10 protein-coding genes are annotated in these 16,988 nt (G+C 62.1%); 2 read left to right on the forward strand and 8 right to left on the reverse strand.

Annotation, left to right across the window (positions count from 1 at the left end; all coding sequences use genetic code 11):
* Positions 1-8: 8 nt before the first annotated feature.
* From A4G99_RS27565 to A4G99_RS18710, 5 genes are all read right to left on the reverse strand, one after another.
* Positions 9-1,004, reverse strand: coding sequence for a BNR-4 repeat-containing protein (locus A4G99_RS27565; RefSeq protein ID WP_066147065.1), 996 nt, complete (start codon positions 1,002-1,004; stop codon positions 9-11).
* A 5-nt stretch (positions 1,005-1,009) separates the two neighbouring features.
* The gene (locus A4G99_RS18695) at positions 1,010-1,867 is read right to left on the reverse strand and encodes a HEAT repeat domain-containing protein (RefSeq protein ID WP_066147067.1); all 858 of its coding nucleotides are present in this window, start codon (positions 1,865-1,867) and stop codon (positions 1,010-1,012) included.
* The gene (locus A4G99_RS18700) at positions 1,836-2,186 is read right to left on the reverse strand and encodes a hypothetical protein (RefSeq protein WP_066147069.1); all 351 of its coding nucleotides are present in this window, start codon (positions 2,184-2,186) and stop codon (positions 1,836-1,838) included. The genes A4G99_RS18695 and A4G99_RS18700 overlap by 32 nt, the downstream gene beginning before the upstream one ends.
* 157 nt (positions 2,187-2,343) lie before the next feature.
* The gene (locus A4G99_RS18705) at positions 2,344-4,170 is read right to left on the reverse strand and encodes a hypothetical protein (protein ID WP_150123159.1); all 1,827 of its coding nucleotides are present in this window, start codon (positions 4,168-4,170) and stop codon (positions 2,344-2,346) included.
* Positions 4,171-4,535: 365 nt separating this feature from the next.
* Positions 4,536-5,930 carry a sulfatase gene (locus A4G99_RS18710; RefSeq protein ID WP_066147073.1) on the reverse strand — a complete coding sequence of 465 codons (1,395 nt, stop codon included), beginning with the start codon at positions 5,928-5,930 and terminating at the stop codon, positions 4,536-4,538.
* 145 nt (positions 5,931-6,075) lie between these two features.
* Between A4G99_RS18710 and A4G99_RS18715 the strand changes: the two genes are divergently transcribed.
* Positions 6,076-7,506: an arylsulfatase gene (locus A4G99_RS18715; RefSeq protein ID WP_066147075.1), complete on the forward strand. Its 1,431-nt coding sequence runs from the start codon at positions 6,076-6,078 to the stop codon at positions 7,504-7,506.
* Positions 7,507-7,632: 126 nt separating this feature from the next.
* Entirely contained in the window at positions 7,633-11,850 is a 4,218-nt protein-coding gene (locus tag A4G99_RS18720) for a PKD domain-containing protein (protein ID WP_066147077.1), read from the forward strand.
* A 1,197-nt stretch (positions 11,851-13,047) separates the two neighbouring features.
* Here the strand turns inward: A4G99_RS18720 and A4G99_RS18725 are convergent.
* The 3 genes from A4G99_RS18725 to A4G99_RS18735 form a co-directional block, all read right to left on the reverse strand.
* The gene (locus A4G99_RS18725; protein WP_066147339.1) at positions 13,048-13,947 is read right to left on the reverse strand and encodes an ABC transporter permease; all 900 of its coding nucleotides are present in this window, start codon (positions 13,945-13,947) and stop codon (positions 13,048-13,050) included.
* Positions 13,948-14,036: 89 nt separating this feature from the next.
* On the reverse strand, positions 14,037-15,632 hold the full coding sequence (locus A4G99_RS18730) for a sugar ABC transporter ATP-binding protein (protein ID WP_082837910.1): 1,596 nt from the start codon (positions 15,630-15,632) through the stop codon (positions 14,037-14,039).
* Between the two features lie 15 nt (positions 15,633-15,647).
* Positions 15,648-16,964: a sugar ABC transporter substrate-binding protein gene (locus A4G99_RS18735; RefSeq protein ID WP_082837911.1), complete on the reverse strand. Its 1,317-nt coding sequence runs from the start codon at positions 16,962-16,964 to the stop codon at positions 15,648-15,650.
* Positions 16,965-16,988: the final 24 nt, after the last annotated feature.

Genomic DNA, 16,988 nt, shown 5'->3' on the forward strand with positions numbered 1-16,988 from the left:
GCCAACCGTCACCGTCCCATCGCGCGTAGCGATACTCGTGATCGAGCGTCGAGGGGAACGTGGCGTAGACGACGGCCGGATTTCCGTCGGCATCGACCCCGCAATCCCACACCCAGGCGTACTCGTTGTCCTCGTTCGCGGAGTCGTACACGACCTCCAAATCGGAACGCGTCAACGGCAGTTCCGCCTCGCACGCTATCCGACTGCGTCGGCGCGGTAGAACGCGCGTCGCGGTAAGCACAGTGCAGCACGTGCCACTTCGGGGCGTCGCCGCCACGCTCGGCGTCCGTGAGGAAGAAGTGAACCGTCCCGTCGTCGCCCTGCGCGTGGACGAAGTACATCGAATAGTGGCCGTCCGGCGCGGCGACCATCTCGTGCTGGTCCGTCCACGTCGAACCGCCGTCGAGCGACCGCCGATAGTAGACGTTGCCGTCGCCGATGTAACCGTACTCGTCGTCGGTGGCGTCCGCGGTTACCTCCCGATCCCGATAGAAGAGGTACAGCGTTGATCGGCCGTTCTCCGGTACCAGCACCGGGTTCGGGTACGTGACGACGTGCTGTGAGATGGTTCGACGCCGACCGAATCCGGACACCGACTCCGGTTCCTCGGATATCGCGTAGAATATCTTCTCCCCGTTGTGACCGGTCCAGAACACGATCAGATGGCCGTCCTCTCGAACGACGAGCGACGGGTTGGTGTGGTCGTCCGCCGAGAACGACGCGTGGAGCGTCGTCCCTGCCCACCCGTTCGCCCGGTGGTCGTACGCGCCGACCCGGATGTCCGTCCCGGTCGGCCCGCCGAGATAACCGACGTACGTTCGATCCTCGTCACCGACGTAGCGCACCGCTCGCGGGTTCGTAAACCAGATCCAGCGGGCGACGAAGCCGACGAGACCGTGGTTCGATTCGGGCGAGTAATCCCGAAGGAAGCCGTCTGGGGACCGCGTTCCGGGCCAGTAGCCGAGCAATCCGATTCGGAGCGTATCCCCTGCTGGGGGCGTCATACGCGTTATTCCAGCGCCGAACCCTTTGAACCTTGCTCCCCTTGGCGACGAAGTCGCCTGACTGCCGTCGCAGCGACGTCCCGCACGTCCGGATCGGGATCGTTCTTCGCCACTTCGCGAAGGTCGGCGGGGGAAACCGCGTTCGCGGTTCGAAGCGTCCGAACCGCGTTCGCGCGGATGAGCGGGTTCTCGTCGGTGAGGAGCGTCCGGAGGGGTTCGCTCGCTCGTTCCACCGCCTCGGGGTGATACTCCGCGAGATACGAGAGGAACGCGACGCCCAGTCCGCGAACGTCCGGGTCGGGGTCGCGGAGGAAGAGCGCGAGTTCGTCCGCGTCGCCGACGACGGCGTCCGCGAACGCCTCCGGATACTCGTCGGTGAGTTCGGCGAGCGCCGACGCGGCCTTCCACGGAACCGGGTGTTCCGGGTCGCTGACGAGCAGTTCGACCAGTTTTCCCAACTGCGGACGAACGGCGGGAGTCCGCTCCTCGGCGATGACGGCGAACACCTCGCACGCCGTCGCCCGTACGTCGGCGTTTCGGTCGTCCAGCAACGGCCCGAAGCGGTCGACCGCCTCCAGCGCCGTTTCCGGTCGCTCCGTCGCCACGTTGCGCAGCGTCCGTGCGGCGGCGAACCTGACAATGTCGTTCTCCGCCCTCGCGTGGCCGAACTCCCGTCCGGAGGGGTTCGGTTCCCGTCCGGGGATGTGCGGTTCCCGTTCGACGGGTTCCGTTTCAGTTTCCGCTTCGAGCAGGCGAAGCAACGACGAAAATCCGGGTTCGACATCGGTCGGAAATCGCCGTGAGAGCGCGAGAACGGCGAACATCGCCCCATCACGCCCCAACTCCACCGGCGATTCGAGCATCGGGAACAACGGTTCGGCCGTCTCCCGGAACGGTTCCGGGTCGTCGTCGGCGAGGTGAGCGACGTTCGTGCCGCTCCCGCGCGGACGTCCTCATCCCCGTCGGCGATGGAGTCACGAAGTTCCGAGGCGACCGACGCGGCGACGGTCGACGGGCCGCGACCACGACAGCGTACGCTTCGGCGGCGACCGTCCGTGCCTCCGGAGTGCCACGAACCATGACTTCGACTAACTCCGCCGCCGAAACCGCGTGAGGGTCGTCCCTCGCGGTTTCGAGGAGCGAATTCGCGCTATTTCGACCGGGTCGTTTCGAAGATGTCATTCGATAATCTAACTCAAACATCGTCTCCACTTAACTGTATCCCGCCCGCCGACGGTCGTACGGAGTGTCCAACTTCGCGATGTCCAGCACCGAACGTTCGGTTGGTCGTAACGACCGCGTCGGTTTCGTGGCTCCACCGATTTCACGACGGTGTCGGTCACGAGGTCGGACGGAGGCGTGTCACGAAGACGGTTTCCTCGCCCGCTTCGAACTCGCATCGCGGAGCGAGACAGTTGCGGGCGGCGTAACTCCGTTTCCAGACGCGTTTGTATTCGGTCGTCGGGAAGTCGACGTAGCTCTCCTCGTAGACCGGCGGGTACGACGGTTGGACGACCGTCGTCGAGCAGTTCGGGGCCGAAACGTCGACCGCTAGCTCTCCCGGCGGGTTTCGACTCACGACGTTGCCGAGCGAGCGGAGTTGGTCCGTTCGGAGGCGGTAGGTGCCGTCCGACAGTTCGTCGATGGTCTCGGCGTGGAACAGCGGTCCGCCGCAGTAGCCGTCCTCGCGCGCTCGGACCCTGTCGATGAGCGTCACCTCCCCGGCGTCGTCGAGCAGCACTTCGCGGGTCACCCGGACGGGCATCCCGTGGAATCGCTCGAACGTCACCCGACAGTGGGCCGTCTCCCCGCCCGTCCGGAGTTCCTCGATGGAGCCACGACAGTTCCCGTCGCCGGGGAGTATTCGCTCCGGGTCGTCCTCCGGATACCGGCTCCAGTCGCTCGGTTGAACGTAGAACGCGTTGTGGTACAACAGTTCGCGTTGGAGGTAGCCGTTCGTGCCGAGGTGGACGGAGGAATCACAGCTGAGCATCTGGATGGCGCTCGCGTCCGCGTGATCGTGGACGAGTTCCGGGCCGACCGAAAGCAGGAGGTAGGTATGTTCGTCCGAACCCGGTTCGCCCCCGGTGAGCGCGACCTGTCCGTCCACCATTCGACGGTCTGGGAGCAACCGCGTGTCCGCGTCGTTCAGGACGTAGCCGTAGGGAAGCCGTCGAATGCGACCCGCCGGTTCGGGGCGGCTCCACGAATCGACGGTCGAATCGTGCCACAGCGCCGCGAGACTCAGCCACGCCAGTTCGTGCAGGTGATTCTTGAAGATGAGTCGGCCGTTGTAAACCGACTCCTCCGCCGGTAGGTCCTCGACCGTGTCGAGGAATCGCTCGAAGACGTGGGTTCGGAAGTACGAGAAGACGTCCGCCGCGGCGTCCTGAAAGTGACCGTCGGAACGGTCGCGCGCGACCCGCTCGAAGAGGGCGATCCACTTGCACTGATGTTGGTGATAGCCCGTGTCGCCGTACGGGGTCACGATGCCGCCGGGCGTGATCACCTTCAGGTTTCGTTCCAGCATGTTGACCACGCTGGGGGTTCCGTAGAACGCGTCCGTCCGTCCCCTGATGTCCGCCCACGCCGAGAGGAAGGTCTCGGCGAACCCCTCGTAGTTCGACGCCTGTTCGTGGAACTCCCGACGGTCCCACCACGCGTCCCACACGGCGTCCGTCCGTTCCCCGTAGTCGTGTTTCGCGCCCTCCTCCGGAAAGAGATGGCACGCGTAATCCGCGTAGAAACAGGCACCGATGGCGTGGTTGCTCACTTGGTCCCACGACTCGACTTCCTCGCGGTCGCCGACGTATCGGTCCAGCGAATCCTCGGCTTCCGCGACCCATTCGGCACCGAATACCGCGCGTTCCTCCGGCGACAGTTCGTCGGCGAGCAGTTCGTACGCCGTCCCGCAGAGGATGGACGCGAAGTGGTCCCCCTGTCCGAAATCGAGCAGGTGCTCCGCCGCTCTGTCGCGGTACTCCTCCGTCCCGGTCAGTTCGTAGAGGACGGCGTAGATGAGCGCGAAGTCCTGAACGATTCGGTGACGACCGCCCCATTCGTCGTCCCGGTACTCGCCGTCCCAGTACTCGGACAGTTCCGGCCGACGGAGCGTGGCCAGTCCCGACTCGATGGTAGCTTGGTACTCCCGTTTGCTGACGACCATTCGTTCCATCGTTGTCGGTTACCGCTAATAAATCTCGGTGTCCGTTAGCTGTTGAAACAACCGCGCGAGCGATGTCCGAATCGTTTAGTAATACCAAACGGAGAGATTCGTCGATATCGGGCGACTCGCGGTGTCCGTCGATCCGAAGCATCGGTACATCGAGTGGTTCGAGCGGTTCGAGCCGTGTTGAAGCCGTTTCCTCCTCCCAAACGGGCGTCGGAAATTTGGGTAAACCGTCCGCGAGTACTGCGAAATCAATTACATCACTATGACTGTAATCGTGATTGAGCCAACAGGGATGAAACGACCGTTCGAAGGAGTTCGTCCGTCCGTGCGTTTGGAAAGGCCAAACGGAAGTTACGTTGTCACGTGGTTTTCCCGGAAAAGGAGCCTCGGTAGGCGTTGAAACCGGCGGGACCGTCGCGGGCGATGACGTGGAGTGGGTCCTCCCTCGAACCGAGGTGTCGGTCCGCCCACGACAACCGCTGTCGGTCGAGGTCCGAGACGAGTTCCGGACGGTCCGCCGCCCGGTCGTCCTGCTCCCACGGGTCCGCGACCATGTCGTACAGTTGGTAGTCGGGAACGGTGTCGCCCCACATCCCCGGATGATACGTTCTGATGAGCTTCCACCGTTCGGTTCGAATCGTCCGCTGTGCGGTGTACAGTCCGTGGTCGAAGACGACGTGCGACCGCCAATCAGCGTCCGGGTCCCGAAGGAGCGGAACGAGCGACTGCCCCTGCCACCGGGACGGCGGTTCGATACCCGCGAACGCCGCGAGCGTCGGTGCCATATCGACGTTGGTCACCAACTGCTCCCTCGCGCCGAGTTCCGCGGTGAACGAGGCGGGCGGTTTGACGAGGAGCGGAACGCGTTGGGTCCCGTCGTGGGTACTCCAGTGTTCGCGGTACAACCCGTGTTCCCCGAACTCCTCGCCGTGATCGGCCGTCAGCACGATGAGCGTCTCGTCGTACAACCCTTCCGTTTCGAGATGTTCGATGATGCGACCGATGTGTCGGTCCGCGTAGCGGATTTCGGCGCGGTACTGAGCGAGTTCTTCGGCGAGGTCGTCCCTGCTCTCGACCTCCATGTGTGACGCCGAGCGCCACGCGTCCCACGTTCGGTGCTCGGCTATCTGCTCAGCGGTCGGATGCGGCGGCAGCGGACACCCACGGAACTCCTCTATCTCCGATTCCGAACGGTTGTACGGGCCGTGCGGGTCCCAGAACTGCGCGTAGAGGAAGAACTCCTCCGCGTCGAGGTTGACGATGAAGTCGATGGCCTCGTCCGCAACCGTCTCCGCACGCGGCGTCTGGAAATACTCACCCTCCGCGTCCGGTTCCTGTGGCTGTCGAAACTCGTGCCACACGTGGTAAAACCACGGCGCGGGGTGTCTCGGGAACGACGATATCCCTCCCGTGGTGATCCGATTTTGAAAGAACAGTTCCGGCAGGTGCCACCAGTCGTGTTCGTTTTCGGTGCTCTCGGCCCAACTCCCCGCCCAGTCGGTCCAGTGCCGCGGATTGTGCACCTGCTGGGAGTGTCTCCCGTGCGTCTCCACGCCGTTGTGGATACCGTATCGGCCGGTCATCAGCGCGGCACGGGACGGCATACAGGGCGAGTTCGCGACGTAGGCGGCATCGAAGCGAACCGAATCCGCGGCGAGCGCGTCGATGTTCGGCGTCGTCGGCGCGGACTGGCCGTAGGCACCGACGTGGTCGGCGCGGAGCGAATCGACGTCCAGATACAGGATTCGTACCATTTCGTTCGACCGTTCGCAGGTCGTGCAACTATACTTTTCCCCGATTCAACGGCGGTCCGCGTCGGCCCGTTGCACGCACATCCGAACACAAATAGGGGGAGAGACGGGAGAAAATTATATCCCCGCTCCGTGTGAAACCACCGGCATGCCCGACCGGCCGAACGTTCTGTTCATCATGACGGACCAACACCGAGGCGATGCGCTCGGAATCGATCCGAACTGTCCGCGCGACGAGGACGGTTTTCCGCTCGTACACACGCCAAATCTGAACCGGTTCGTCGAACGCGGGGCGCATTTCTCCCGCGCATACACGCCTGCCCCTTCCTCGATACCCGCTCGTCGGTGTCTCTGGACCGGACAAACACCGGCAACGAACGGGTGTACGAACTGGACGACCGCCGAGTGGTCGTTCCCGCACACGCTTCCCGGGGAACTCTCGAAAGCAGGATACCAGACTCGATTGACGGGAAAGACCCATTCGCTCCCCCCTCGCAATCACTTCGGGTTCGACCACATCGTCCTCCACGCGGGTCTCAACGGGTTGGACGACGACTACTCGGAATGGCTCGCCGAGCGGAGCGACGGCGACTTCGACGAGATTTCCCACGGGTGCGGGCGGAATTCGTGGGATCCCCGCCCGTCCCACCTTCCGGAACACCTCCACCCGACGAACTGGACGACGAACCGCGCGCTCGAATTCTTCGAGAAACGCGACCCGACGCGGCCGTTCTTCCACGCCGTCTCGTACGTCCGACCGCACCAACCGTTCGACCCTCCACAGACGTACTGGGACCAGTACATCGACCGGGAGATTCCCGCACCCGCCGTGGGCGACTGGGCGGAGGAAACGTACCGCCAACACGTCCCCGACGTTCCGGCGACCGACGCGTGGTGTGCCGATCTGTCACCGACCACGGTTCACCGGGCGCGCGCCGGATACTACGCTTCCGTCACCCACATCGACCACCAGATTAACCGACTACTCGGAAAACTACGGACGACCGGGGAGTTGGAGAACACCGTCGTCATCTTCACCGCCGACCACGGGGAGATGCTGGGCGACCACCTGCTCTGGCGGAAGACGTACGCCTACGAGGGGTCCGCTCGGGTGCCGCTACTCGTTCGGTTTCCGGATGGGATGGAACCGCCGACGGACGAGCGAATCGATGACCCCGTCGGCCTCGAAGACGTCATGCCGACCGTTCTCGACCTCGCGGGCGCACCGATTCCGGAGACGGTCGAGGGGCGGAGTCTCCTCCCGCTCATCGAGGGGCGTTCGGAGTGGCGCGAGTGCTATCACGGCGAGCACGGCCCCATATACCACGACGAGAACGCGATGCAGTACGTGGTCACCGACGAGCACAAATATATCTGGAACTCCGTGACGGGGGAGGAGTTGCTGTTCGACCTGGCGGAGGACCCCGACGAACTCTCGGACGAATCGACCAACCCGGCGTACGAAGGAACGCTCTCGTCGCTTCGTGACCGTCTCATCGGCCATCTGGAGGATCATCCGTTAGACTACACCAACGGCGAGCGGTTGACCCCACGGGTGATCGACCGGCCGCCCGTGTAATTATCGACGAACGGTGTAGCTGTTGACTGAATTCGTGGATTTCGGTGCTGTAATCCTCGCTCACAACTATTCACAATCAATATCGTCGAAATATTTATCATCTATTACGTTAGATAATAACACGCAATGGAGAGAGAACACGATCTCTCGGACGGCCAGCGGCGCGACTGGTCGGCCGAGAGTATAGCTGACAGCGTATCGACATCCCTCGAACTGGAACGACGGGACTTCCTCAAGGCCGCGAGTGCGAGTGCCGTGCTCTCCGCGCTCGGGACGGGGGTCGCCGCGTCGAGCACCGACGCGTCCAACGCGAAGACGCGCCCGACCATCTGGACGACCGAAGACCGGCGGAACGCGAGGGAGAACATTCAGCAGTACGATTGGGCGAAGTCCCAGCGTGACGATGCCGTTGCGACCGCCGACGAGTTTCTCGACAGGTTCGATACGCTCGACGATTTGTGGCACTTCGTCCCGGCACAGACGGTGCCGCGGTCCTCGTTCCTCAGTCCGGACTATCACTGGGACAACCCGTTCTACGATAGCTGGGACCAGTACGACGACCCGTGGAAGATAACCGACGGCGAGTACGTGTTCCCGACGAACGACTTCGCGTCGTACCGCCGGAGCGGCCTGGACGACGAGGGGATGTTCGATCCGGAACTGGCCGACGATCAGTACCTCGTCAACGAGGAACACCCCGAGATGGGTGAGGGCTGGGGCGTCGACGACGGATACGGGTGGCAGGACACGAACGACGACCTCGGCGAGGGAGAGGGCGCGTGGTGGGACTTCGTCGCGTACTACAACCACTGGGGGGTCTGGCGACCCGGCGGCGTCGTCCGCATGATGCGAGCGTTCACCGACGCGTTCCTCCTCACGGGGGACCAGAAGTACTCGCGTCCCTGTGCGATCCTACTCGACCGCATCGCGGACGTGTACCCGGACATGGACGTCTCGGCGTACTGCGACCCGCGAGCGGGCGGTCACTACCACAACAACACCGGCGGCCGCCAGACCGGGAAGATAATCGGTTCCCACTGGGAACCCAATCTCATCCGCCCCGTGATGCGGGCGTACGACGCCATCTTCCCGGGCATGGAGGGGGACCAACAGTTGGTGGACTTCCTCAAGGGGAAGGTCGAGGAGTATCCGGGACTGGAGGCGAAGGACAGCGTCGGGAAAATCCGGAAGAACATCGAGGACGGCCTGCTCAGGGAGATTCTTCCCGCCGCGAAGCAATCCCAACTCGCCCCCGCCCGTGGACAGTTGCCCGCGGTCACCATCTCGGCGCGGATACTCGACGAACCGAACGGCTACACGCGGGACGCGCTCCACTGGGTGTTCCAACCCGGTCGAGAGATATTCACGGGCGACGTCTGGTACAAAGAGCCGGAGAAGTGGGCGACGACGGGCGGGAACGTCATGGCGAAACTCGTCGATACGGAGGGACGCGACGGCTACTTCGACGAATCGTCCCCGCTGTACAATCCCATCGCGCAAGCGGCGGTGCTCGACATCGGCGACCTCCTGCGTGGCTACGACGGGTTCGACGGGGCGGACCTCTACGACCACGTCAAATTCCACCGCATCATGCACACGCACATCCCGCTCATCATGCTGGATAAACACACGCCGCTGATCGGGGACGCGCATCCGAACCGGTTGTACCTGGACGAGAACTCGAAACGAAACGCCTTCGAGGCGTACGGCGAGGACATCTTCGGCCAGACGCTTCACTTCATCAACGGCTTCTCGACGGAGGGGCTACGCGGCGACATCTTCTCCGAGGACCCCACGCAACTTCGCGAGGACGTCGAAGCGATCATCGCGGCGGACGGGCCACTGGACCTGGGAAGCACCATTCAACCGTCCTACGGGTTTACGGCGCTGCGCGACGGGAAGAACTACAAGGCCCTGAACGACGGCGGGACGAAGTATCGCTTCCTCTCGCTGGAGGTCGTCGAGCGTTCGACCGGCGTCTGGCGGCCGTCCGAGGTCGATGCGCTCGCACTCGAATCCAAGGACGCGTTCGGGGAAAACACCCTCCAACTGGAAGCGAACGAGCCCGGTCAGCACATCACGTTCGCGTTCGAGATAACCGACGCGGGCACGTATCACTTCACCCTTCGCCCGTTCGAATCGTCCGTCTACGGTATCTACGACATCGAAATCGACGGCACGGTGGTCGATACCTACGACTTCTACGACGAGACGACCGGTCCGAAGAGTGACTTCATCGCGCTGGACGGTACCGCCGAACTCTCCGAGGGAACGCACGAAATCACCTTCCGGAACGTCGGCAAGAACGACGACGCGTCGAACTACAAGATGGGTATCATCCAGTTCGAAACCTACGACCGCGACGACTGGTACCGGCGAGAGAACGCGGTCGAGAAGGGCAACGCCAAACGCGGTATCTGGACGTACTACGGCCGAACGGGGGATTACGGCAATCACACCCACCGCGACACGCTGAACCTCGGCGTGATGGCGTACGAACTCGACCTCGCACCCGACAACGGCTACCCGACCCTCACGGGAAGCTGGCCGCGGCGGCGCTACTGGCACAAGAACACCATCGCCCACAATACGGTCATGGTGGACGAGCGTCGGCAGGAGGGACAGCGCGTCGCCGTCCCGAAGCACTTCGACGACACCGACACGGTTCAGTTGTCGGAGGTGGCCGCGCCGCAGGTGTATCCCCAAACGGACGACTATCGCCGCACCACCGCGATGATCCACGTCGACGACGTGAACTCCTACGGCGTCGACTTCTTCCACGTCGACGGCGGCGACGACCACCGCTTCAGTTTCCACGGCTGGGTCGGTGACGTGGCCACGGGCGGGTTGGACCTCGTGGAACAGGACGGCGGCACGTACGCCGGTCCCGACGTTCCGAAACCCGAGAACGTGGCGAATCCCAACTCCCAGTACAACGAGGAGGTTGGCAACGGGTTCAACTACCTCGACAACGTCGCTCGCGACGACGACCCGTCGACTCACGCCAGCATCGACTGGGATATCGAGGACTACTGGGGAACTCGGGACGACGACGACGCCGACATCCACCTCCGGTTGACGATGCTCGGTGACCACGACGAAATCGCCGTCATGGACGGCCACCCGCCGGATACGGACAACCAACCGGACACCATCAAGTACGTCATCGCGCGACGGACCGGAACCGACATCGAGAGCACGTTCACGTCGGTGGTCGAACCGTATATGAGCGATCGATTCATCGAGTCGACGGAAGCGGTTCCGATAACCACGGATGGCGACGGTGCCGCCGCCCGCGCGGTCAAGGTCGAACTGACGAACGGGCGAACGGACTACGTCGCCTACGGAGGCGACTCCGACAGAACGTACGACGTCGGAGACGTGTTCTCGTTCGAGGGATTCTTCGCCGTCTATAGCGAGCGGGACGGGGAACCCGTCCACGCGTACCTCAACGACGGACGGTCGCTCACCCCGATGGAAACGGACTCACCGCTCATCGACGCGTCCCACGGCCAGTTCACCGGGACCGTCGAGGACTTCACCCGCGAGATGACGATCCAGAACGAACTCGACGTCACCGTCGACGAACACGTCAGCGACATCGACCGGGCGCAAGGCGGTCAGATATACGTCCAAACGGACGGGCTGGTCAACGGCGTTTACCCTGTTCACGGGACCTCGAAGTCAGGAGACCGCACGACCGTCGACGTCGGCGAGCGAACGACGATAGAGTCGTTCACGAATCCCGACCAACTCGACGACGGAGGGTACGACTACTATCTCTCCGAGGGCGACGAGTTCTACATCCCGCTCGGTAACACGTGGAAACTGCTGTTCGCCAGCATCGACCCCAGTTCCACGACTGCAACGGTCGGCGAGCGCCTCGAATTCAGCGCCGACGATACGACGGGCAACGACCGCTGGGTCGAGTCACTGGAGTGGGACTTCGGCGACGGGACGTCGGCGACGGGGTGGTGGAACGACCATCGGTACGACGACCGCGGCGAATACACCGTCGAACTGACCGCGACGGCCAACGACGGGCGGACGACGACCGACGAGGTCACGATTTCCGTCTCGGACCTCGGCGAACCGATCGCACGGATTCGGCCGAGTACGACCGAACCGTCGACCGGTGAAGACGTCGAGTTCTTCGCCAAGGACACGACGAGTAACGACCGTTGGATCGAGTCGCTGGAGTGGGACTTCGGCGACGGGACGTCGGCGACGGGATGGTGGACGGAACATCAGTACGGCGGGACGGGCGAACACACCGTGGTGCTGACCGCCACCGACAACACCGGCCACTCGACGACCGACGAGGTGACTATCACAGTCGGCTGAGCGATGTGATCCGGATTCGGACGGCTTTCCAGTCTTTCGGAGACGACTCCCACCGAGCAAGCGCTGTGAATACCGTTCGGTCCTAGTAAACGGAGCGACGGTGCGGATACCGAAGTCGGAGACGGTCGTCTTCGAGTCCCGAATGACGGTCCGGATCACCGAACGGAACCGCGCATGACGCACGGATTCATCTTCCACAGGGACGTGCGGGCAGTGTTTGGTAGTACGAAACCGTATCGAACGCCGCGAATCCGATGTGGCGGAATCGAACTCTCCACGAAGAGATTCACCCGCCGTAAGCCGCTTCGGAGGGATACCGAGCTATCGTCGGTAGAATCGCCGGTCGTTTACCTCGGAGTCGGAGCGGTAACGTTTGGTAATACGGAACGGAGGCCGACAAACGCGACGGAGAGCAAGGATACACTTAGCGAACGGGGAGCGATTTATCGAAGCACGTCCTTTGACTCGGTAGTCCCGTAGGTCGGGAATGGTGTTCAACTGAGGATACATGTTTTCATCCGCATCGTGAGCGGGAGAGAGACGGCTCTGCGTAACGGGAATTACGGTCGTACGACGCGCTGGGATATTCGTACTGATGGGTCGGCTCCGATATCGTCGGAGAGTACTCCCCGGCCTGAATTCAAAATTCTCCCCGTGATACTGTAGGATGGCCGAACATCCTGAAGTGCTCACCGGTCACGAAAAACGGTCGGTGAATGTATCGTGCGCGACAGACGTACCGGATTCAGCAGTGCAAACGAAAAGAACAAATAAATCGTGGAGATCAGGTTCCATGGAGACGATTCCGTGAGCCACATGATTCCCAAACGAGATATATGTCACGTTTCCGGCAATGGCGGACGACATCTTCGAACGAGTGGTCATCCCTCGTTACGCTTTTCGCCATCGATGAACGGGAGACGGTATGTGATCGTGTATCACAGTCAGAACGCAGGACATCGCCGATCACGTCCGTACGTATCCGAGCGGACGGAACAATCGATGCAGCGCTCGTCGAGGGAACGGATAGCAGTGGAGGCACGGAGTGAGTCGTTAGTCACCGGCGGGAGAACAGACACCCACGACGACGCGGTGGACGCCGTGTGCGTAGCCGTACCGACCCGTCGTTGCTGGCCCGTACCAACCTGTCGTTGCTGATCCGTTCGTCGAGCGCAAACGGTGAAACGGGACCAGTCGTCACTTGACGATGTCGATCTTCTCGCGGTCCATGGACATGGCGACGGCCAGGACCACGACGATGCCGAGGATAATCTGCTGGACGAACGACCCGATACCGATGAGGTTCATACCGTTTGCCAAAACTCCGATGACGAGCACGCCGATGAGCGTTCGATGCGGACCGCCGACGCCACCCGTCAGAGCAGTACCGCCCATGACGACGCCAGCGATGCTCTGCAGCAGGAGTCCCTGACCCATACCGGCGGCGGCCGACGAGATGCGTGCGGTGAGGAGCGCACCGGCGATACCACAGAGGAGGCCGGAGACGACGAAGACGCCTATCTTGTACCGGTCGACCGGGACGCCGGAGAGTTCGGTCACTTTCTCGCTTTCACCGAGGGCGTAGCAGTAGCGCCCGAACGGCGTGAAGAAGGCGACGAACACGGTGATGACGTAGAACACCAGTCCCAACACCACGAGGTTGGGTATCCGAGGGACGACGTTTCCGATGGCCAGTTGTTGAACCGCCAGATTCCGATACGGTTGGGAACTCCCGTTCGTGAGCAACAGCGCCCCGCCCATGAGAACGGACTGCGTCCCGAGCGTCACCAGGAACGAGGGAATCTTCCCTTTGGCGAAGACGACACCGTTCACCAATCCGGCGGCTAGCCCCACGAACGGGCCGACGAAGATGCCGACGAAACCGAATTGATTGATCGCCATGGCGGTCAGGACGCCGGAGAGGCCGAGGTTTGCGGCGACGGAGAGGTCGATGCTCTGCTGGAGAATGGGAAACGTCCCGGCGAGTGCCACCAACAACAGGATGGTGGAGTTCATCAGAATGCTGTTCACGAGGTTGTTGAACGTCAGGAACACCGGCGAGAGCGCGGTGAACAGGGCCAGCAGGATGACGAGCATCGCCACCGGACCGGCGTCTCGAATCCAGTCCTGGATCGAGCGCTTCTCGTACAGTTCACCGATGATCGTTCGTTCGGATTGTTCGCTACTCATAGTTGTAACATCTCCTGGATGAGGTCTTCTTCCTCGGGTTTCTCTGCTACTGGTGCGGAGACGACGGTCTCCAGGTTACCGTGTCTCATGACTCCGATACGATTCGACATGCCGATCACTTCCGGTAGTTCGTCGCCGATTAGGACGATAGAAACACCGTTCGCGGCTAGCTGACGAATGACGCGATACACTTCCTCTTTCGCTCCGACGTCGATACCGCGCGTCACGTTGTCCACGACCAGCACGTCGACGTTACGCTGGAGCCATTTCGCGATGACGACCTTCTGCTGGTTTCCACCGCTGAGCGTGTGAGCGAGCGCCTCGATTCCCGGCGTCTTGATGGCCAAATTCTCGACGGCATCCTCGGCGATGGATCGCTCCGCCTCGAAGTCGATTATCGGGAGGAACCGCCCGATGACGGGGAGGTCGCGTCGAAGCTTCCCCGTGTCGATGGAGGGGAGAGAAACGTTCTCACGGAGACTCTGATAGAGGAGGACGCCATCGCTCTTCCGTTCCTTCGGGATGTATCCGATCCCCGCGTCCACGAACGCGGGAACCGACCCCGACCGAACGGGGTCGCCATCGAACAGAATCGTCCCCGAATCGACGTCCGTGGCACCCGTAAGTGCCCGCCCGAGAGCCTGTTTTCCGCTGCCCTCGACGCCGACGATACCGAATATCTCCCCTTCTCTGAGGTCCATCGAAACGTCGTAAATACGGTCCTCGACGGTGAGACCCTCCACGGAGAGAACGGTCGGCGCGTCGGCGTCGATCGACTCCTGTTCGTGGGTTCGGTAGTACTCGTCCGACGTACTTCGGCCGACCATCGTCTGTTGAAGGAGCGACTCTGTCGCGTCGTCGGCCGACATTTCGTCGACGACGGCACCGTCCTTCAGCACGTAGATTCGGTCGCTGACCTCCAGTACTTCGTCGAGTTCGTGGGAGACGAAGACGAAGGAAGCGCGGTCGCGCAAGTCGTCGATACGGTCGAAGAGGACGTCACGACCGGACTGTTCGAGGGCGGCCGTCGGTTCATCGAGGAACAGGATGGGGTGGTCGGCGTCCCGGGCACTGTTGAACGCCCGAGCGATTTCCAACATCTGCCGTTCGTTGAACCGGTACGTCCGAACTGGCGACCCGAGGTCGAGGTCGATACCGAGGTCGTCGACGACCGCGTTCGCGCGCTCGCGGAGCGCATTCCGGTTCAGTTTCGGACCGGTCGTGTAGCGACCGAGGCGTCCGAGAAACAGGTTCTCGTAGCCGGTGAGGTTCGGGACGATGCTCTGTTCCTGCTGGACGATGGAGATGCCGTGTCTGGCCGCCTCGGTCGGACTCCCGAACGCCACCGTCTCGCCGTCGAGGACGATACGACCCTCGTCGGCCGAGTAGATCCCGGAAAGGACGTTCAGCAGCGTGCTCTTCCCGGCCCCGTTCTCGCCGACGAGTCCGACGACCTCGTTCTTTCGAATCTCGAACGTGACGTGGTCCAGTGCCGTCGTGTTCTTGAACCGTTTCGTGAGGTCGTCGACGTGCAGGAGTGGTGTATCGGTGTCCTGTGGAACTGGAGTCCCACTGATTTCTGTTTTGCTCATTGATCAGGTATTGGACTACTGGTATGGGTCCGTCTCGTGGTGTTTCCGGTACGTCTTTTCGACCTCGTCGAACTTGCCCCCGTCGTCGTAAACGTCGGGGAGCGAATAGCCGTTCGGTTTGTTGGATTCGGTCCAGTTGAGCTGATCGAGTTCGTCCTTTCGGATGGGAACGAGCCTGTTCTGTGGATCCCAGCTATCCGGATTGTGGTGTCGAGACATCTTCTTCCAATCGTACGGCGATTTCTCGTCCGAGTACGCGACATCGAGATAGGGATCGGGTTTCGACCACGAGACGTCGAACTTCGTCTTCGTCTTCCCCTCGTACCGACTCGGCTTCTTCGTGACGAGGACGCCGCCGCCCCACATCATCCGCTCGGGTGGTTTTGGCCTCCAGCCGTTGAGCCAGTCGAATCCTTCGACGACCGCGTAGCCGCCCTGCCAGAACGTTTTGGCGGAAAACGACGCCACCCAATTCGGACCGTCTCCGTCCGGGCTGGTTTGTTTGATGTTCCTGATGGCGTCCGACGGACCGTCGTAGCCGACCAGCGGGACGCTCAAGTCGTTGTTTTTGAGGACGGTGAACGCGCCGAGTCCCATCGCGTCGTTCTGACAGTAGACCCCGTCGATCTTGTCACCGAACTTGGAGACGAACGACGACATGACCTTCCGTCCCGATGGCCGGTCCCATTTTCCGGGGAGCATACCGAGTCGGTTGACGTTTGGATACTTCTTCATCGCCCGCTCGACCCCGATGTTTCGGTTGCGCCCGGTCGCACCGTGCGGACCGGTGATGTGAACGAAGTTACCCTTCGTTTCCATCGCCTCGAAGAGGATTTCGGCGGTGAGTTGACCCGTCTTCACAACGGCCGGAATCTGATACTGGATGAAGTTGTCACCGGCGTCGAGCGGCGTGTACCACTTCGCGATGTTCCAGTAGTCGACGAATCCGGCGTCATTCTGTTTGCACTTGCGCACGACGGTGGGAACACCGGAGGCCTGATACGGCGTTCCACCGATGACGTTGTACTCCTTGGTGAACGCGGTCGAAAGTTGGGTGAGCATCTGCTGTTGTTGACCCTGATTCTGCTTGTAGTCGGACGTCGGCGCACCGAGGGCTTTTGCCGCCTCCTGTACACCCGAGGCGAAGGCCTTCCACTGATCGTTTTGGAGGTTCGTCACCATCCCGAACGGTTTGAGCGTTTTCTTCCCGCCGGTACCGTTTTTCGACCCGCTTCCGCTCGAATTGCTGCTACAACCCGAAAGACCGACCAACGCTGCACTGCCGAGAGCGCCGGAGGTTTTGACGAACTGTCGCCTGCTATGGTTGGACATAGTTTAACACAATTAACCGTGTTT

The organism is Haladaptatus sp. R4, from assembly GCF_001625445.1.
GTDB lineage: Archaea > Halobacteriota > Halobacteria > Halobacteriales > Haladaptataceae > Haladaptatus.